At 60.9% G+C, this 18371-nt stretch carries 19 protein-coding genes and 1 pseudogene; 12 read left to right on the forward strand and 8 right to left on the reverse strand.

What is annotated here, in order from left to right; all coding sequences use genetic code 11:
- Positions 1-29 precede the first annotated feature (29 nt).
- The gene (locus AAC645_RS10535; protein ID WP_340315839.1) at positions 30-821 is read left to right on the forward strand and encodes an SDR family NAD(P)-dependent oxidoreductase; all 792 of its coding nucleotides are present in this window, start codon (positions 30-32) and stop codon (positions 819-821) included.
- A gap of 26 nt (positions 822-847) precedes the next feature.
- Positions 848-1282, forward strand: a complete 435-nt coding sequence (locus AAC645_RS10540) for a nuclear transport factor 2 family protein (RefSeq protein ID WP_340315840.1) — start codon at positions 848-850, stop codon at positions 1280-1282.
- Between the two features lie 57 nt (positions 1283-1339).
- Here AAC645_RS10540 and AAC645_RS10545 read toward each other — a convergent pair whose 3' ends face one another.
- Positions 1340-2545, reverse strand: coding sequence for a cytochrome P450 (locus tag AAC645_RS10545; protein WP_340315841.1), 1206 nt, complete (start codon positions 2543-2545; stop codon positions 1340-1342).
- A gap of 358 nt (positions 2546-2903) precedes the next feature.
- Here AAC645_RS10545 and AAC645_RS10550 point away from each other — a divergent pair, with 358 nt between their 5' ends.
- Together AAC645_RS10550 and AAC645_RS10555 are read left to right on the forward strand one after the other, a co-directional pair.
- Positions 2904-3728 (forward strand): NAD(P)-dependent oxidoreductase, encoded by an 825-nt coding sequence (locus AAC645_RS10550; RefSeq protein WP_340315842.1) that lies wholly within the window; start codon positions 2904-2906, stop codon positions 3726-3728.
- A 57-nt stretch (positions 3729-3785) separates the two neighbouring features.
- Complete coding sequence (locus AAC645_RS10555) at positions 3786-5195, forward strand: phosphotransferase (protein ID WP_340315843.1); 1410 nt, start codon at positions 3786-3788, stop codon at positions 5193-5195.
- Here AAC645_RS10555 and AAC645_RS10560 read toward each other — a convergent pair.
- Positions 5188-6456, reverse strand: coding sequence for an MFS transporter (locus tag AAC645_RS10560; RefSeq protein ID WP_340315844.1), 1269 nt, complete (start codon positions 6454-6456; stop codon positions 5188-5190). The genes AAC645_RS10555 and AAC645_RS10560 overlap by 8 nt on opposite strands.
- A 12-nt stretch (positions 6457-6468) precedes the next feature.
- On the reverse strand, positions 6469-7389 hold the full coding sequence (locus tag AAC645_RS10565; protein ID WP_340315845.1) for a TauD/TfdA dioxygenase family protein: 921 nt from the start codon (positions 7387-7389) through the stop codon (positions 6469-6471).
- 189 nt (positions 7390-7578) lie between these two features.
- Between AAC645_RS10565 and AAC645_RS10570 the strand changes: the two genes are divergently transcribed.
- Positions 7579-8004 carry a GlcG/HbpS family heme-binding protein gene (locus AAC645_RS10570; protein WP_422785821.1) on the forward strand — a complete coding sequence of 142 codons (426 nt, stop codon included), beginning with the start codon at positions 7579-7581 and terminating at the stop codon, positions 8002-8004.
- 124 nt (positions 8005-8128) lie between these two features.
- Here the strand turns inward: AAC645_RS10570 and AAC645_RS10575 are convergent, their stop codons facing one another.
- Genes AAC645_RS10575 through AAC645_RS10590 form a run of 4 tightly spaced genes read right to left on the reverse strand, consistent with a single transcriptional unit; the run spans position 8129 to position 10974 of the window.
- Positions 8129-8530 carry a carboxymuconolactone decarboxylase family protein gene (locus AAC645_RS10575; protein WP_340315847.1) on the reverse strand — a complete coding sequence of 134 codons (402 nt, stop codon included), beginning with the start codon at positions 8528-8530 and terminating at the stop codon, positions 8129-8131.
- A gap of 12 nt (positions 8531-8542) precedes the next feature.
- Positions 8543-9340: an SDR family NAD(P)-dependent oxidoreductase gene (locus tag AAC645_RS10580; protein WP_340315849.1), complete on the reverse strand. Its 798-nt coding sequence runs from the start codon at positions 9338-9340 to the stop codon at positions 8543-8545.
- A 33-nt stretch (positions 9341-9373) separates the two neighbouring features.
- Positions 9374-9952, reverse strand: coding sequence for a flavin reductase family protein (locus tag AAC645_RS10585; RefSeq protein WP_340315850.1), 579 nt, complete (start codon positions 9950-9952; stop codon positions 9374-9376).
- Positions 9940-10974 (reverse strand): alcohol dehydrogenase catalytic domain-containing protein, encoded by a 1035-nt coding sequence (locus tag AAC645_RS10590; RefSeq protein ID WP_340315852.1) that lies wholly within the window; start codon positions 10972-10974, stop codon positions 9940-9942. The genes AAC645_RS10585 and AAC645_RS10590 overlap by 13 nt, the downstream gene beginning before the upstream one ends.
- Positions 10975-11149: 175 nt before the next feature.
- Between AAC645_RS10590 and AAC645_RS10595 the strand changes: the two genes are divergently transcribed.
- From AAC645_RS10595 to AAC645_RS20445, 6 genes and pseudogenes are all read left to right on the forward strand, one after another.
- Positions 11150-11881 carry an SDR family NAD(P)-dependent oxidoreductase gene (locus AAC645_RS10595; RefSeq protein ID WP_340315853.1) on the forward strand — a complete coding sequence of 244 codons (732 nt, stop codon included), beginning with the start codon at positions 11150-11152 and terminating at the stop codon, positions 11879-11881.
- Complete coding sequence (locus AAC645_RS10600) at positions 11881-12246, forward strand: nuclear transport factor 2 family protein (RefSeq protein WP_340315855.1); 366 nt, start codon at positions 11881-11883, stop codon at positions 12244-12246. The genes AAC645_RS10595 and AAC645_RS10600 overlap by 1 nt, the downstream gene beginning before the upstream one ends.
- A gap of 47 nt (positions 12247-12293) precedes the next feature.
- Positions 12294-13460 (forward strand): MFS transporter, encoded by a 1167-nt coding sequence (locus AAC645_RS10605; RefSeq protein ID WP_340315856.1) that lies wholly within the window; start codon positions 12294-12296, stop codon positions 13458-13460.
- Positions 13461-13637: 177 nt separating this feature from the next.
- The gene (locus tag AAC645_RS10610; protein WP_340315858.1) at positions 13638-14231 is read left to right on the forward strand and encodes a glutathione S-transferase family protein; all 594 of its coding nucleotides are present in this window, start codon (positions 13638-13640) and stop codon (positions 14229-14231) included.
- Positions 14232-14299: 68 nt separating this feature from the next.
- Positions 14300-15067 (forward strand): SDR family NAD(P)-dependent oxidoreductase, encoded by a 768-nt coding sequence (locus AAC645_RS10615; protein ID WP_340315860.1) that lies wholly within the window; start codon positions 14300-14302, stop codon positions 15065-15067.
- A 156-nt stretch (positions 15068-15223) separates the two neighbouring features.
- A pseudogene (locus tag AAC645_RS20445) lies at positions 15224-15469 on the forward strand (nuclear transport factor 2 family protein); the annotation flags it as partial.
- A gap of 78 nt (positions 15470-15547) precedes the next feature.
- On the opposite strand, the gene AAC645_RS10620 reads toward AAC645_RS20445, so the two are convergent.
- On the reverse strand, positions 15548-16474 hold the full coding sequence (locus AAC645_RS10620) for an NADP-dependent oxidoreductase (protein WP_340315862.1): 927 nt from the start codon (positions 16472-16474) through the stop codon (positions 15548-15550).
- A gap of 182 nt (positions 16475-16656) precedes the next feature.
- Here AAC645_RS10620 and AAC645_RS10625 point away from each other — a divergent pair, with 182 nt between their 5' ends.
- Entirely contained in the window at positions 16657-18303 is a 1647-nt protein-coding gene (locus AAC645_RS10625; protein ID WP_340315864.1) for a GMC family oxidoreductase, read from the forward strand.
- The last annotated feature ends 68 nt before the right edge of the window (positions 18304-18371 follow it).

Below are 18371 nucleotides of genomic sequence, written 5' to 3' on the forward strand. Positions count from 1 at the left end.
AGAATGAATATCTGTCCGGAAGAGGGGGGATGATGCAGGGGAAGATAGCGATAGTCACCGGCGGGGCGTCGGGAATCGGCGAGGCCACTTGTCGGCGACTGGCCGATGCCGGCGCGAAGGTTGCCGTCATCGACATCAACGCGGACGGCGCCGATGCGCTGGCCGCAGAACTGGGCGAGGGGCATTTTGCCTTCGGCATCGATATCGGAGACGTCGAGGCGGTTGCGTTCGCGACCGGCGAGATCGCGGACCGGATGGGCGGCATTGATATCCTGGTGAACAATGCGGCGGCACTCGACCTGAGCGGCGTCGATCTTGCGGTGGCGGATATCGACCTCGATGTCTGGAACCGGCAGATCGCCGTGAATCTCACTGCGCCGATGCTGTTCGCGAAATTGACGATTCCGCACATGATCGCACGAGGCGGCGGCGCCATGGTTCATGTCGCATCGGTTACGGCCATGCATTCGGAAGACGTGCGGGCCGGCTATGCGGCCACCAAGTCCGCAATCCTGGCATTGTCGCGATCCGTGGCGGTGCAATATGGCAAGGCCAACATCCGCAGCAATGTCGTTGCGCCGGGACTGATTCTGTCGCCGGCAGCCATTTCCTGTTTCCCCGCGGACATTCTCGAGCTGTTCGAGAATCATCACATGACTCCGCGGCTGGGCGAGCCTAGGGATATTGCAGCGGTGATCGCGTTCCTGGCCTCATCCGATGCTGCGTTCGTGAATGGCGCGGTGTTGAAGGCCGATGGCGGATTTACAGCTGCCCTGCCGGTCGTGCCGGCGCTGCGCGTCCTGGCTCGGCCAGTTGAGTAGGCTAGGCTCGGGCCGGAGGAACAGACATGCTGAGCTTGCGGGAGATATCAGATCGCCTCGAAATCCAGCAGTTGCTGATCGACTATGCGGACGCGATCGACACCAACGACATGGCGAAGCTGGACAATATCTTCACGCCGGACGCCTTCGTGTCCTATACGCCTTATGGAGGGCGCGAGGGCCGCTATTCCGAACTGAGAGACTGGCTGAGGGAATCGCTGAGCGCGTTCAGTGCCACGCAGCACCTTGTCGCCAACCCGGACATTCGGATCGATGGAGACGTCGCGACGGGGAAGGTGATGTGCTTCAATCCACTCGTTGCCAAGTCCGGGGATGCGCCGAACGGCGTCATGTTCCTCGGCCTGTGGTACAAGGATTGCTATGCGCGCACGCCGGACGGTTGGCGGATCACAGCCCGCGAGGAAATACCCTCCTGGGATATGAACCTCAAACTGCCTTGATGTCGCGCGCTTGCTGACGCCGTGACGGTTGGCGGCCGAGCATGGCAGCCTCCGCGGTCATACATCCCACTCGATATGCAACTCGCCCAGACGGGTCTGCGTTCCGGAATGCGACTTATGCGGGGCGCCGGGGGTAAGGCGAAAATCCGGAATCCGGGCGAGCCATTCTTCCAGCATGATCGCAATTTCGGCCCGTGCCAGCGTGGCGCCCGGGCAGCGGTGGGGGCCGGTTCCGAACGTGTTGTGATCCGCCCGGTTCGGGCGATCGAAATCGATCTTGAGCGGCTCGTCATACATTCGCTCGTCAAGGCCCGACAAGGGTAGCGGAACAAGTATCATCTGGTCCTCAGCGAAGGTGACGCCCTTGTACGTCACATCCTCCTTGATCAGCCGGCCGGTGCTGGAAAGGCCGAAGCGTCTAAGATATTCCTCGACTGCGTGCGGAATGATGGCAGGGTCGTCGATCAGTCTTTTGCGGTGATCGGGATGCATGGCCAGATGGCGCATGATGAACGACATCATGTTGGCGACGGTGTCCAGGCCCGCCACGAAAATGAGCAACAGCATACCGGCCACTTCCTCGTCGGTGCGGAAGCGGCCGTCCTTCTTGCCTTCTGCCACCCGGGAAATCAGGTCGGTTCCGCCCTTGCCGCATCGTTCCTCCGCGACCGCCGATAGATAAGCCGTGATCTTGCCGTAATATTCGTTTTTGACCTCCTCATCGAAGGTGTGGATGAAGCGATTGGCCCAGCCGACAAACATATCCCGCTCGCTCAGCGGCAGTTCAATTATCTGGAGGAAGATGGATATTGGCATATCCATCGCGAACTCCGCGACGAAGTTGCAGCGTCCATTTGGCTTGATGTTCTCCACCAGCGAGATTGCCTTCTCTCGCGCCCCTACGGAAATCTTCTTGACCTGCCCGGGGGTCAGGGCGGGATTGATCATGGAACGATAGCGCACATGATCGGGCGGATCGATCGACATGGGCGGCGCGACAAGGGGCTCCTTGAGACGCGGTATGACGAAGATTTCGTGGGAGAATATCCGGTGATTGGCCTGCACCCAGCGAATGTCCTCGGCCCGCGTCACCACCCAATGGCCCCCATTGCGTGGCGTCCAGAAGATATCTGGCCGGTCGTGAATCCGCGACCATGCCTCGGTGATCTCCACTTCGCCTGAGCCGGGGGGATTGATATAGTCGAAATCCACCACAAGCTCGGGGGGCACGTTCGCCGGAGGCTGTGCGTATGTGTCAGTCATCGGGCATAGGCCTTGTTCAATGCAAATGCTGGCCGTCGATATGCGAGTATCCACAAGCCGCATGCCGCAATCGCGACGGGCGCGATGCAACGATGCGGGGTCTTGCCGGACGAAATCGCCGTCGCTCCCGGTTGTCAGCGATCAATTGCTAACAGGTGATCCTCAGGCTCGCTTAGTCCAAATGGACGCCGAGGACGCCAGCGCCATGCGCTAGTTTTTCAGCCGCAGCTTCATCGATCGGGAGACTTCCTTGGAGGAGCAAGCCTGACGTGGCACCTTCGCCAGCCTGGCGACGCCGTCGTCCGCGATCGAGCTTCTCCCCGGGGTTACTGCTGCGGAATGAAAAAGGGAGTGACACATGCCAGCCGCCAGCGGGTTCATCGGCCTCGGAAATATCGGGGCACCTATGGCGCACCGCGTCGCAGAGGGGACACAGACGATCGTCTTCGACGTCCGCGCCGGTGCCAGGTCGGCCTTTGAGGGCAAGGCGCAGGTGGCGCAAAGCCCCGCTGAGATCGGGAAAGAGGCGGATGTCGTCGGCCTGTGTGTGCGCGATGATGCTGATGTGACAGCGGTCACTGCTGGCTCCGATGGCCTTTTCGAAACCATGGGCAAAGGGGGGATTATCCTAGTTCACAGTACCGTAAGCCCCGCCACCATCCACCGCCTTGCCGCACAGGCAGCCGCGAAAGGCATCGATCTCGTCGATGCGGCGGTCACCGGGGGACCGGGCCGGGCAGCCGCAGGCACGCTCGTCACGATGATCGGTGCCACGCCCGAAGCATTCGCAAAGGCAAGGCCGTTCGCGGCCCATTTTTCGAGTGAGGTCATTCATGCCGGGGAACTGGGGGCAGGCATCGCGGCAAAGATCTGCAACAATATCGTCGGTTATATGAGCGTCTTGGCAGTCTATGAAAGTTTTGGCGTGGCGGAGGCCGCGGGCGTGTCTCCGGACGTGCTGCGCAAGATCATGAGCGGTAATGGAAATCTTACCGAGATGATGGGATTGTATCTAGCAGGGCGTGAGGCCGTTCGTTCGGGTGGAGTGCCCGCGACCGGCACTCAACATGCGGCAAGCCTGGCGCGGAAGGACCTTGCCCTGGGGATTGAGCTTGGCGAAGCCAATGGGCGAGATGCCCGTGTATCAAGAGCGATCCGGGAACTGATCGACCTGGCCTTTTGATGTGCCTGCCTGATCGAGAGGTTGTCGGCCTCAGGTCCGTTCGGAAGATGCAGTCCGGTGCCGGCCATCACAGCCAAACCAGGCGTGTCGATGATCCTGAGTAAAGCGATGGCCCTCCCGAACGACGAAGATGATCATGCGGTGATCCGCGCATGGATTGAAGAGAATTTGGGCGCAGCCGTCGAGCAGATCGAACGGACCGAACGATGGCGCCCGGCCTGGATCGTGCGCATCAAGTCAGCCGATGGCGTCGCCAGGCGACTGTATGTCCGCGGCCTGCGCGAGGGCGACCAACCCCGCACATTGAAGCGAGAATGGAAGGTCAATGTGGCGCTGGCCCGGGCTGACATCAGGATTCCGCAACCTCATGGATATATCGAAGAGTTGCCCGCGATCGTGATGGAAGCAGTCGATGGCCGGCCCGATCTTGGTACTGCTGAATCGGACGCCGATCGGGTTGCGGTCCGTCACCAGCTGGTCGAGCAGATGACTAGGATGCACGCCCTCGATACGGAGCAGTTTCGCGACATCGGGTTCGCCGTCCCACCTGATAGCGACGCGATATCGCTCGCCTTCTTCGATTCCAGTTATGCGCTCTATCGCCAGTCGAATTGCCGGGGGAATGCCAGTCTTATCTTTCTCGCGGAATGGGTGATGCGGAACCGTCGATCCTATTGCGATACGCCCACGCTCATTGCCTGCGACGCTGGACAATTTCTGTTCGAGGGTCCTGAACTGACGGCTATGATCGATCTGGAGTTGAGCATGCTGGGTGATCCGATGGCGGATCTGGCGGCGCTGCGCGTGCGGGGGACGCGGGAACTCCTTGGCGATTTGCCGAGCCTGTTCGCCGACTATAGCCGAGTGCGAGGGGCGCCTGTCGATCTGGACGCCATTCGGTACCATACGATAACCTTCGCGCTGTCGACAGCTCTGTTGTCATCGGTGCATGTGAAGCATTTTGCGGCGGATCCAAAGCCGGAGGGTGACTATTTCGAGTATCTGACGTGGATCGATTGGTCACTGAAGCTGGCATATGAAGCGCTGACTGAGCTTATGGGCTGGAAAGACCTGCCGATGCCTTGTCCAAACATCGATGACGATGGTGATCGCGACATCAGCATTCTGCGCTTCGCTATCGAACTGTCTGCAGGCAAAACCGATGAATCCAAATATTTGTGCGACAAGGTCCTTGCACTGACGTCATATCTTCAGCGGCGGCTGGCCTATGGCCCCGAATTCGAGCGAACCTATCTCGACGATTGTACTGCGATTCTGGGATGGCGGCCGGCGACCCGTGATGCGGCTGAAGCGGCACTGGATGCCGTCGTACGATCGGCGTCTCCCCGCGATGATGAGCGGCTATGCGTGTATTTCCTGAAGGACGTTCGCCGCAGAGCGTTCCTTCTGGCGACGCCAGAGTCGAAATACCGAGAAGGTCTGTTGAAGCCGCTTCCCGCTATCTAAGTTGGGCGACTTCCTCCAGCTCCCGCGGATATGGCCCCATGGTGGCAATCAATATCGTCGAGACCACACTGATGCATATCGCTCCCCAAAGCGCGTAGTCATAGGACCCAAAGCGATCATAGACGACGCTCGCTAGCAACGGGCCCAGCCCGGTGGCGAGCCCAAGCAGTGCGGCGATGATCGCGAACAAGGTTGCGTAACGATACATACCGAAATGGCGGGCGACGAGATAGGCACCGATCTCGAACTCCGCGCCGACGGCCAGCCCGATCACAATCGCGACGATGATCGCGTCGGTGCCGGATACGTCCGTTTTCAGCAGAATGGCAAACGCAACAAGTGGCAGAGAGAATATGATCGCACCGATCAACGATCCGCTGAACCGGTCCAGCAATGTGCCGCAGGCGAGCCTGCCGGTGATCGAGGCGAATCCGATGGCACTCGCAATGGCGGCGATCTGTTGGGGCGTTTGGCCCTTCGCTCTCAGTAAGGGAATGAAGTGAACAATCGTTGCCGTCACCACCATGACCGTCAGCGAAACGGAAATGGCGAGCTTGAAGAAGCGGGCCGAGAGAATGGCATCCCTCACTTCCAGACCGGGAAGTCTGGCAGATTGCGCGGTTTCCGCGGCGGTTGAGCGATTGAGGCGGCGAAGGTCAGTGGCTCCGTAGAAAAACATGACGAGCAGAGGCAGCGTCAGCAGCGCCCAGCCGGCGGCAAGGCAAAGAAACGCCAATCGCCACCCGACGCTTTCGATCAGTGCCCCGCAAACGACCGGTGCCAGAATGGACGCTATTCCAGTGCCGCACAATGTCACCGATGTCGCAAGACCGCGCGCTGTCTCAAATCGACTGACGACCGCGGTTGCCCATACGGCAGGACTGATCAGCATTGAGGTCAGCGCGATGGCCAACCACATGCCCCACCAATGCAGAAGATTGCCATTCGCCGTGGATTGCGCTGCAAATGCGCTGAGAAACAGGATGATCCCTGTGATGCCGATGCGGCGTGAACCCAGGCGGTCGATGGCGATGCCGATGAACGGGGAGCATATGAGGTGGACGACTGCATTGATCGTCAGCCCAACCGTGACCTCGGTGCGCGACCAGCCGAATTCCTGCTGTAGCGGGATCATGAACAGGCCTACTGTGTAAACCATGGCCGCAGGGGTTGATATTCCTGCCATGGCGGAGAGGACGACTGGCCAGCCCGCTGCCCATTCGTCCCTCGCGGCTGCATGGTGTTGCGCTATGGAATCCATGCGAACTGCCTTTCAGCCGATATGTTCGGTCGATCGGATTTCGGCGCTCGCGATCTCCGGGGCGTCCAGAAAGCGGGGTGGGCCCTTCAGACTGATCCGGTAGTTCAGCCGACGTTTTCCGGGTTCGTCGGTGAACTCGATGGGCGTCGCGCGATGCATCACGCTAAGATTGTCCCAGATCAAAAGGTCGCCCGGCATGAGCTTGTAGGCCGAGCGAAAACGATCCTGGATGGCATAGCGGCGTAGCTCGAGAATCAACTCGGCGCCTTCTGCATCGCTCATTCCCTCGATCGCATAGGGGGATCCACCCAGCCCATAGAGCGCCTTGCGGCCACTATATGGATTTATCCGAACCAGCGGGTGGCTCACCGGGTCGAGGAACGTGACCGTGGCCGCGATCTCGGGGGGGATCTTGCTTCGGTCCGGAATATGTTCATCCGGTAGCGGGGTGGCGGCGCTGGTCGCGTGTTTGACGGTCAGCGTGTCGTAAAGCGCCTGCTTTTCGCCGGACAAAGCGTCGTAGGCGGCGACCAGATCGGCAAACAGGGTGTCCCCGCCTTCATTCGGCGTTTCCACGCCATAGAGCATCGTGCAGGTGGCGACATCTTCCTCATAAGAGCTGTCGCAATGCCAGTTGCACGCGACGTTGCGGACATAGTCCGGCGTAGCGGCGCTGTTGCCCTGGACGATCATCTCCGGATGGCTCGCCAGCTGGTTCTTCTTTGCGATAAGTAGCAACGGGCGGCCCCAGCGCCCGGCAAATTCGACATATTGATCATTGTTCAACTGTTGGCCGGGAATGACGACGAACCGGTGTTCGGTCAGCAGGTTGTGCAGGGCGCGCAGATCGGCGTCAGGCAAGGCATGGCAGGGCACCTCGCATGGGACGCTGGTCCCGAAATTGCCGGGCAGCCTGTGATGCAGCATTGCCATATGCTTAGCCTCTCCAATGCCTCAAAGAATGCGTCGTCGGTATCGACCGTGTTCCGGAACAGTCTATCGCCGCCGATCGCATCGCATCGTCTGATCCGGCTAGTGTTGCGCGCGACTTCCATCGTCCGAAGCAGGGATGGAGGAAAGGGCGGAGCTCCCTATCGTCGGCCCCGCTATTCGGGAGATGAAATGATGACGAGTATCACGCTGGCCCAAGCCAATGCCCTTGTTGAAGCAGCACTCAAGCATGGGCGAAGCCTCAACCTTGCGCCGCTGAGCGCCGCTGTGCTCGATGCGGGCGGCTTTCTGATCGCATTTGCGCGGGAGGATGGATCCTCCAATTTGCGTCCGCAGATCGCCATCGGAAAAGCTGCTGGTGCGCTTTCGCTCGGCATGTCGTCGCGAAGGATCGGTGAGATGGCAGCCGAACGGCCAAGTTTTGTGGGGGCGCTCGGCTCGATCGCGCCGGGCGGGATCATCCCGGCGGCTGGCGGGCTGCTGATCCGTGCCGACGCCGGGCAGGTGATCGGTGCAGTGGGTGTCACGGGCGATACTTCGGACAATGATGAGCTTTGCGCCCTGCACGCCATCGCAGCTGCAGGCGTTGCCGGTTGATTTCCGTGCGCGGTTGAAGCGACAGGCCTGGCCGGCGTTCGGGCATAGTGCCAGGCCAATGAGCTTTGATCCCGCATCGGCCCGGAAGATTGTGGATCGGACGAGCCGTTCCCTCCGGTCCCGGCTAGGCGGGGAGGAGGCCCAGCTTCGTTAATTCCTCACGCGCCGCGGTCGCTGCATGGCTCGCCTTCGGGTATCCCGCATATGGCAGCGCGTGGAGCACGATCTCTTCGACCTCCGATACCGTGATCCCGTTCTTGATGGCGATCGCAATATGGTATTTCAGTTCGGGCATATGCCCCGTTCCGATCAGGATGCCGATGGTCAACAAGGATCGCGACCGACGATCCAGACCAGGACGTCCCCAATATTCGGCAAAGACGTTGCGCGCGCCATGCTCGGCCAACTCGGCGCCGAATCCACCGCTGTCGCGATGCGCGCGGGCACCGGCGGCGAATTCTTCGCCCAGCAACTCCTCGATAAGCGACATGCCTAGTTCAAAGCGATCCTCAAGCGTCTCCGGCATGCTCATCTTCTCCTAACTTACGAGGTAGCCGCCATCCACGGCGATGATTTGGCCAGTAACGTAGCTCGCCGCGGAGCTGGCAAGAAACGCGACGACCTGTGCCACTTCGCTCGGGTCACAGTGCCGCGCCAGGGGTAGGCGTTTCGGGTCGGTCAACGGACCCTCCATTTTGTATTGTGAGTTGATGCTGGTTGCCCCTTCGCTGACCATTCCGTTTGGTAGGATAGAGTTCACCCGTATTCCCATGCGGCCGAACTCCGCGGCAAAGGATTTGGTCAGGCTGTCGATGCCGGCCTTGGCCGCGTCATAGTGGATGTTGATGTTCCGAAGGCCGGGATGGACGGCTCCTACGGACGATATGTTGATGATGCTGCCGCCGCCTGTTGCCTCCATCCGTGGCAGCGCTTCGCGGCAGCACAGAAACGTACCGCGTAGCGTGACATCCAGCATCGCATCCCACTGATCGATCGTCATGTCGAACAGCGGAGCCTTTGTTCGTTGTGCGGCATTGTTAATCAGGATGTCGATCCTGCCGAACTGGGCATCGATCGCTGTGAACATGCCGGCGATGGACTCGGCAGCGCCGATGTCCACCGCTTGCGCGACTGCGGTTCCGCCTTCTGCATCGATTTTCGCTGCGACGGCCCGTGCGCCTTGCTCATTCAGATCCGCGACGACAACCGTCGCACCGAGTTGCGCCAGCAAGAGGCTCGTCGCTCGCCCGAGGCCCTGCGCGCCGCCGGTCACGACCGCGATCCTGCCATCCAGCCCGAACCGCGATACGATGTCCTGTGCGATCTTCTGGTTCATCGCGATATGTCCCGAACTTCCTTTGTGATGTCGTCAAGCTGCGGCGTCGGCGATCGCGCGAATGAAGCGGCCATTACCAAAAATCAGCGGTCGCGCTTCGTCAGTGAGGCGGACGCCGGCAATTTTGCCGATCACAATGGTGTGGGACGTGTAGTCGATCAGCTTGTCGACGACGCAGAGCAGATTGGCCTGCGCATCGGTGAGATAGGGCGCTTCGTCATAGCCCCAGTTGCCAGAGTCAAAGCGTTTCTCTGGCGGGGTTTTGCCTCCGAAGATCAACGGCAGATCGTGATGCGATTCGGCGAGCAGATTGATGCAGAAACGTGCACCCAGGGGCAGGGCATCACGGATGCTCGCGCTGCGGTTCACACAGGCGAGAATCGACGGCGGATCGGCGGACAGCGAACTGACCGCAGTGGCCGTCATGCCGAGCGGATTTTCCCGATCACCGGTAGTGATGATCGTCACCGTAGTGGCCAGGCGACGCATCGACTGCGTGAAGGCGTCGCGCAGCCGTATCGCGTCAGAAACAAATTGGCATTCTGTCACGGTCGTTCGTTCCCGGCATGAAGTTGCGGATCGCCGCTCATCGGGGAGGTTCAGACCTTCCACGGGTCGATCATCACCTTGCATTCGTGGCTGGGCTTGCGCAGCGCTTCGAACATCTTCGGCAGCTCATCCAGGCTGACGGTGTTGGTCACCATCGCTCGCGACTCCACGGCCCCACTTTCAAGTACATTCAGCGTCGTCTGATAATCGTCGATCGTATAAAGCATCGGAAACTTCATCGTCACTTCCCGCGTCGCTGCGGCGGCAGCGAAAAAGGGTTCCTGCGACATGCAGAAGCCGAGCGACACGATGGTGCTGCATGGCCGTACCCGATCGAGCGACGACAGCAGCAACCCCGGCTTGCCAACGCATTCGAATACTACATCGGCGGGAGCTGGGATCGACGCGGGGTCGACCGACTCTGCCTGTCCTGGCGTCCCAGTGCTGGGCGCGGGCGGGGCGAACAGTTGATCGGCCCCCATCCCCAGGGCCATCTCGCCGCGAAACACGTTTCCTTCGACGATCTGGACTTTGGCGGCGCCAAAATGTCGTGCCCAGAACACCGCGGCCAGACCGATCGGACCTCCGCCCATAACGGTCACCGTCGCTCCCTTCAAATCGGGCACCGTCCTCACGCCATGCAGCGCGACGGCCAAGGGTTCGGCAAGGGCGCCGTCTGCCACATCCAAGCCCCCGGGAAGCAAGAGGCACTCGCGCGCTCCGGCACGGGCGTACTGGGCATAGCCACCGGCCAGATATTGCAATCCCTGCTCGCACCATGATGGCGTGCCGGCTTTGCAGGAGTTGCATTTGCCGCAACCTTTGATGGGCATTGCTGCCACCCTGTCGCCAATCTTCAAGTTTGAGACATCGCGGCCGATGGCCACGACCTCACCGGAAAATTCATGGCCGATGACCGACCTGGAGGCGGGCGGCATCCCGCCCGTGTCGGTCATGTGCAGATCGCTTCCGCAAATCCCGCATCGGCCGACAGAGACGACGACTTCATCGGCGGCGGGTTCCGGTTCGGGCAGCTCGACGATCTCCAGCGGTTGGCCCACCTCCTTGAATATTGCCGCGCGCATCGCCCTCAACCCTTCACGTCATTGCTGTCGGGCGCGAATGCCCTTGGGATGCGCAATGTAGCGCGGAGTTAGCTTGCTGGAACGTCCGAATGGACGAAACGCTATGCCCGGGCATGGCATTAGGCCGTTCGGACGTGGCCCGTCGCGTGCGCGATTCCTAACGGGGAAAGGCAGCATGGCACCGATCGAGGGTTCTTTGACCAAACAGGCAGTGATTACGGGCGGGGCGCATCCCCGGGGCATTGGCTTCGCCGCTGCCCTGAAGCTCGCCGAGAGCGGTTTCGACGTGATCGTGACCGGCATCTCGGACAATGAGGTCGCGCTGACGCCGGATCATCCCCGTATCCGCGCGGTCGTCCTGGATGTGACGGACGACGCGGCGGTCAAGACTCTGTTCGAGGGGCTCGACCGGCTCGACGCGCTGGTCACATGCGCGGGCACGTCGAGCGTCGAAGAGTATGAGGAAGCTGATTTTCTGCGCACGCTGAATGTCAACGTCGCGGGCACGATGCGGTGCTGCACGGCGGCCCGCAAACTGCTGGCTGAGACAAAAGGGGCGATCGTTAACATCGGCTCGGTCTACGCGACGTTCGGCAGCCCTGTCGTTCCGGCTTATACGGCGAGCAAGGGCGCGGTGGTTCAACTGACCAAGTCACTGGCAGTGGCCTGGGGCGGGGACGGCATCAACGTGAATGCCATTTCGCCCGGCTGGATCCAGACGAACATGGCCAGGGGGGTGTTCGAGAACCGCGACTATGTCGCCCAACTGATCTCGCGCACGCCGCTCGGCCGTGTCGGGGTGGCGGCAGATTGCGGCGATGTCATCGCCTTTCTGTGCTCGCCGGAAGCGCGCTTCGTGACGGGTGTCACGATCCCCGTGGACGGCGGCTATATCGTGAGCGGTTGATGATTGCTGAAATCGAAATGGCCGAGACCCGTCGGCGTGCGGCCATGGTGGCCGGCGACGTTGAAGCGCTGATGGCGATTATCGATGAAGACGCGCTGTATGTGCACACGAACGGCCTGCGCGAGACCGGCCCGGAGTTCCTGGAACTGGTACGCAGCGGCACCTATCGATATGCGGATGTGAACCAGCCGGAAATGATCGTGCGGATGCTGGCCGCAGACGTCGCGGTCGTCACTGGGCGCACCATTCTGCATGCCATCATTCCCGATAATTCGATCAAGGTGGTCGATGGCCGCAGCGTGGTGATCTGGGCCCGCCGTGGCGGCGAATGGCGGATGCAGCATTATCAGGGCACGCTGTTTTGACCTGCGAGGATAGCGGCCTCGCCGTAAGGACGGGGCAAGGAGCGCCGTTGCTGCTTCCCGTCATATTGTCCGGCACGGCGATGATGGCGCTCGTGTTCGTCGCGCTGGCGCCGGTGCTGGCCCTGCTCGCCCGGCATCTCGGCGGGGGACAGCAAGGCGCTTTCTACGCGCAGATGTTGATGAGCACGCCCGCATTGGGCATTGTCATCGGCGGACCGCTTGCCGGTGCGCTGATCGGTCGCTGGGGACCGCCTGCCGTCTTGCTGGGTGCATTGCTAGGTTATGCGCTGTTCGGCGGATTCGGGCTTTTCAGCGAGGACGCCAAACTGCTGATTGGGTCGCGCTTCCTGCTGGGGGCCGACGTCGCCGCAATCGTCACGGCGACCAGCACCATGATTGGCAGACTGTACGATAGTGATGCGCGCAACCGCTTGTTCGGATTGCAGGGCGCAATCGGTGCCGGAGTAGCGCTCATCGGCGTGTGGAGCGCCGGGGCGGTTGGGGAGGGGTTCGGCTGGCGCGCACCGTTCGCGCTCTACCTGCTTGCCTTGCCGATGGCGTTGCTCGCGTTCATCGCGGTACGCGGAATCAACTTCGCGGCGGGCCATAGGGTGGAGGTGGAGGCGGATACATTCGCCTCGCTGTCGCTTTACCGGCTCTGGCCAACCTATCTGCTGATCTTCGCGATGTGCATCGTCATGCAGATGACCGGAATCCAGACCGGACTGGTGATGGCCGAGGACGGCGTAACGAGCCCTGCCAGCCAGTCGGTGGTGCTCGGAATGGCTTCGCTTACCGGGATGTTGGCTGGACTGGCATATGGCCGCGTGTGCCGAAGATTCTCCCGCCACGTGGTAGGCAATCTCATCCTGTTATTCTGGTGTGCGGGGCAAATCTCGATCGGGCTGTCGCACGAGCCGGTTGCAACCGGTGCTGCGGTCGCACTGTCCGGTGTCGGGTCGGGGCTGATGATGTCTTATCTGCCCACCCTGCTGCTCGGCCAGGTTCCGCTGCAAATGCAGGCAAAGGCGCTGGGCTTTTATTACGCGACCATGTTCCTGGGGGATTTTTGCAATCCGCTGGTGATGAGCGGACTGCGTACCGTGCTGCCGGACTATCATGCGGTGTTCATCGCGATCGGTGGCATTTGCGGCGCATGCATCTGCCCGTCGCTTGTCGCCACGCAGATGCACGGGCGAAGGGCGCAATGGTAATCCGATTAGACGACGCGGGCATCGTTGCAACATGAGAACAGGCGATCGATGCAGGGGCGCCATTCTGACGACCGTCGCTGATCGGGCGGATCGTGGATGCATTTCCGGGTCCGCCTGACGCGAACTTGTCCATGAATTCGGTACGCCTCTACACGCTCAGGAAAAGGGTGATCGCCAGTGAAAATCTATCATGATGGACGGACGCGTTCGTTGCGCGTTGTCTGGATGGCCGAGGAGCTGGGCCTAGACTATCAGGCGATCCCGGTCGAACTCGGCTCAGCCGAACTGGTTGCGGTCAATCCGCTCGGCACGTTGCCTGCCTTTGTGGATGGCGACGTTCGAATGAGCGAATCCATGGCCATCGTCCAGTATCTGGCCGGCCGCTATGGCCCGACGCCCATCGCCCTGGAGCCGGAAGACCCGGACTATGCCGCATATCTGCAATTTCTTTGGCTGGGCGAAGCCTCGATCGCGATGCCGTTCACGCTGCGCATCCTGAACATGTTCATGGCGCCGGAAAAGCTGAAAGGCGGCTGGATCGAGCACTATACGCAGAATGCGATGCCAAAGCGCATTCAGCACGTCGCCGACCGGCTGGCCGAGCATGATTATATCGTCGGGAATCGATTTACAGCGGCCGACATCTCGCTGTTCCACGCCTTGGGCGCGGTCGAGCTGGTCGGTCTCGAGAATGAGGTGACCCCTTCTATCGCGGCGTACCGGGAGCGGATCAAGTCAAGGCCCGCTTTCCAGCGGGCGGTGGCGAAATAGCGTCACGGCTATGACGAAGGCAAGCGCCCCGTCGACCTATGCAGATACAGCAGGATAGCGGAGTACCTATGACTGGGCGGATTCAGGGCAAGGTTTGCATTATTACCGGGATCGGCAGCGGGATTGGGCGCGAAGCCGCCCGGCTCTTTTGCGCCGAGGGTGGTTGGGTCATCGGCTGCGATCTGGATCAGCAACGAGCCCAACAGACCGCGGAAATGGTTGGGGCCACCGGCGGTCGGATCGATGTCGTCGCGGCGGGCGATCTGACGGCTTTCGATGCGTGCAAGAAGCTCGTTGCAGACGCCGAGGCCATCGCTGGTGGGATCGATGTGCTGTACAACAACGCGGCCCACACGCTGTTCGGCTTCATGGACGACACCGAAACCACGGAAATGTGGGACTATACGATCCGCAGCGAGCTCGACATCGCCTATTACATGTGCCTCGCGGCTTGGCCCGCGTTCAGGCGTCGAGGGGCCGGGTCGATCATCAACGTCGGCTCGCTCGCGGCGCATCGTTCGAGCCGTGCGGTCGGGAATGTCGCGCATCAGGCAGCGAAGGCCGGCGTGATTGCGATGACCAAACAGCTCGCTCTTGAAGGCGGGAAGCATCAGATCCGGGTCAATTCAGTCTCACCGGGACCGGTGGCTACGGAACAGACGGAAGCACTGCTGGCCTCCGATGAATATAGGCAGATCGCTGGCGATTTCCTTGTGCTCGGTCGAGTCGGCAAGCCGATCGACATCGCTGCCTACGCGCTGTTTCTGGCCTCCGATGAATCGGATTGGGTCAATGGCACCGATCTGCTGATCGATGGCGGACATGCTGTGATTTAGGGCAGATGCCAGAACACTGTTCCAGAGATGATATGATGGGCATGGATTCCAGTTTCGCTGACGCTTCCGCAGTTGGAAAAAGCTGGTGCATGCGTTCAGCTTTGGGGCCGGCACGGGCGATGCTGACGCGGAAGGGGCTTTTCCGGTTTCGAGGTCATGTTGGGACAGACCGATGAGGATGTGGTCGGTCGCGCCGCAACCGCGGACTTTTCGACGGAATCTTTCCGCGGATCGAAATTTCTGCAGCAAATCTCGCCGATCGGGCAGCTAGAGATCGATGGCAACACCGCCTCGGGAACGACCATAGTGCGCGAGCATATCCGTCGGCGCGGGCAGGACATGACGGTGTTCAGCGGATCGTATCAGGACAGCTTCGTGCGAACCGCTGAAGGCTGGCGCTTTACACGGCGCAGATTGCAGCCGCTATATGCCAATCAACCAGAAGGCACCGTCACCTGCTTCGGAGGGGGGGCATTCGGATCAGTCGACGGTGATGACGATCTTTCCGTGCATATGATTCGTGCGGCTCTTCGCCAACGCCTCGCCGACCTGCTCGAGCGTAAAGGCTGCCCCGATATAGGGTTTAAGCCTTCCAGTTTCCGCAAGTATTGCGATTTTGTGAAGCTTCGAGCTGTCCGGCGCGGCGCCGACCAGCATCGAGATGACATCGTCCCGCAACTGGTCGGCAGGCTCGAACGGTGGGACCAGCGTGGCCATTCGTCCGCCCGGGCGCAATAGTGGCCACGAACGATTGCGGGTTTCTCCACCGACCGCATCGATCACCAGATCGAAGCCAGAATGCTCGGCGAAGTCTTCGCGGGTATAGTCGACAAGCGCGTCCACACCCAGTTTTTGCGCCAGCGGCATGGCCGCCGCCGAGCATGTGCCGACGACGCGTGCTCCGGCGATTTTGGCGAGCTGTGCAGCAAAGATGCCGACGCCCCCGGCTATGGCGTGAATGAGTACCGATTGGCCAGCTTCAAGCTGACCAAATTCGAACAGCGCGTTCCAAGCGGTGATCGCGGAGAGGGGCATCGCTGCCGCTTCTTCGAACGTCAGGTTCACGGGTTTGCGCGCGACAAGTCGGCTGTCGAGGACAATATATTGGGCAAAGCTGCCATTGCGTGCGATGTCAGCCATGGCGAATATCTCATCGCCTGGCTCGAAGTCCTGTACGGCGTTTCCGCCATTTTCCACCACGCCCGCGACGTCCCAGCCAAGTGTGAGGGGCAGCGTGTGTGGAATGAACCCCTCGATCCAGCCTTCCTGCACCTTCCAGTCGAGCTGGTTGATCGCCGCCGCGCGCACTTTCACCAGCATGTCATGGCCGGCAATGTCCGGGATCGCGGTCTGATTGAGAGATGATCCCTCGCCGCCGCCGAAACGGTTCACCTGATATGCCCTCATCATTCCCTCCCAAGGCAGCGCATCTTCCTCCATTTTGACCTGGAGAGAGCGATTATCCTCGTGCAAGTGGACCATGTTCGAAGGCCGATGGATCGCGATATTTAGGCTATCCAGACGATGCCAATTTGCGCCGCCGCTCTAAATCCTACGATTGAGGAAGTCGACGCGTAGGGGAGGGGTATATGAAGGGTCGGCCCGGCTGGGATTTCATCTTGGTGGGTGGTGGATCCGCCGGTTGCGTGCTTGCCGAGCGGCTGAGCGCCGACCCATCCGTATCTGTCCTGCTGATTGAGGAAGGACCGCCCGCAGAAGACTGGCTGGTTCGCATGCCAAAGGGGTTTACCAAGAATCTGGCAAATCCCGAACGGGCAACCCATCTGGTGACAAGCCAGCCGCGCGGTGAACTGGAGCGACCGGATATCTGGATGCGCGGCAAGATGCTGGGCGGGTCCAGCGCGCTGAACGGCATGGTCTGGATGCGCGGTCAGCCCGAAGATTATGATCGCTACGGTGAGCTGGGCTTGAATGGGTGGAACTGGGCGGACATGCTGCTCTGCTTCAAGGCGCTGGAGGACCATGAGCTGCGCGCGGACGACTATCGCGGCGGGGGCGGGCCGATCCGGATCAGCTCGACCCGCGCTCGCACTCCCCTTGCCGAAGCCTTACTGAAGGCGGCGCGCGATTTGGGGCTTCCGACTCTTCAGGATCTCAATCGGGAAGCGCGCGAAGGCTTGGGCTATCTCCAGGTCAACATTGATGGCCGCGGCAGGCGTGTCAGCGCGGCCCGCGCCTTTCTCAACCCCGCGCGCGTTCGGCCGAATCTGACGATTGTCACCCATACGCGAATCGATCGTGTCTTGTTCGATGGCAAACGGGCGATCGGTGTGGAAGGGCGTTCGCGCGGCGAGGCGGTTCGTTTCGAAACGCGGGGAGAAGTAATTCTCAGCGCAGGTGGGCTGGCCTCGCCGCTGTTACTGCAGCGATCCGGGGTGGGAGACGCCGAGTTGCTGGAATCGCACGGCATTCCGGTGCTTGTCGATAGTCGGGATGTCGGCGCCAACATGCGCGAGCATTGGATGCTGCAAGTGCAGTTTCGCCTCCGGCATGATTCCAACTCTGAAAATCGCTCGCTGCGCGGACTCAGGCTGGCCGGCAATGTGGTGCGCTACTTTCTGACGGGGAAGGGATCGTTGGCGACAGGCCCTTATCATATCGGCGGATTCATGCGGTCCAGCTACAGCACCAACCGACCCGACGCGCAGATCCTGTTCATGCCGCTTTCGCAGGATGAAACCGGCAGGGGTGGGCTGGAAAAGGAGCCTGGGCTGCAGCTGATGGGCTATCAATGCCGACCGGAAAGCAAGGGGAGCATCTCGATCACTTCGGCCGATCCTGACGCGCCGCCTGCCATTCGTCCCAACTATCACGCCGATGAAATGGACCGGAAGATCGCGGTCGAAATGGTGCGCACGATTCGCAGGCTGGCCCAGACATCGCCGCTTTCGGACTTCATTGTGGGAGAGACGAAGCGGACGGCGGACGCGCAGACGGATGCCGCGATACTCGATGCGTTCGCCCGACTGGGACAAGCGGGCTATCACGCATGCGGAACCTGCCGCATGGGGGCGGACGAAAACGCCGTTCTGGATGACCGGGCGCGGGTTCGGGGTGTGACCGGTCTCCGAGTCGTGGACTTGTCCATGGCGCCTGAAATGGTCTCCGGCAACACCAACGCGCCGGTCATGGCGATGGCGTGGCGGGCGTCGCAGATGATCCTTGAGGAGCATCGTGCAAAACATGCTTATGAGACGAGACCAACGCGCAGGTAGCGCGGGATCATGAATGACCCAGAACACTTGAAAAACTTCCCGAGCAGGCTCGTATAGCCTGCTGGCGC

It is taken from the genome of Rhizorhabdus argentea (genome assembly GCF_037861105.1).
In the GTDB taxonomy this organism is placed as follows: domain Bacteria; phylum Pseudomonadota; class Alphaproteobacteria; order Sphingomonadales; family Sphingomonadaceae; genus Rhizorhabdus; species Rhizorhabdus argentea.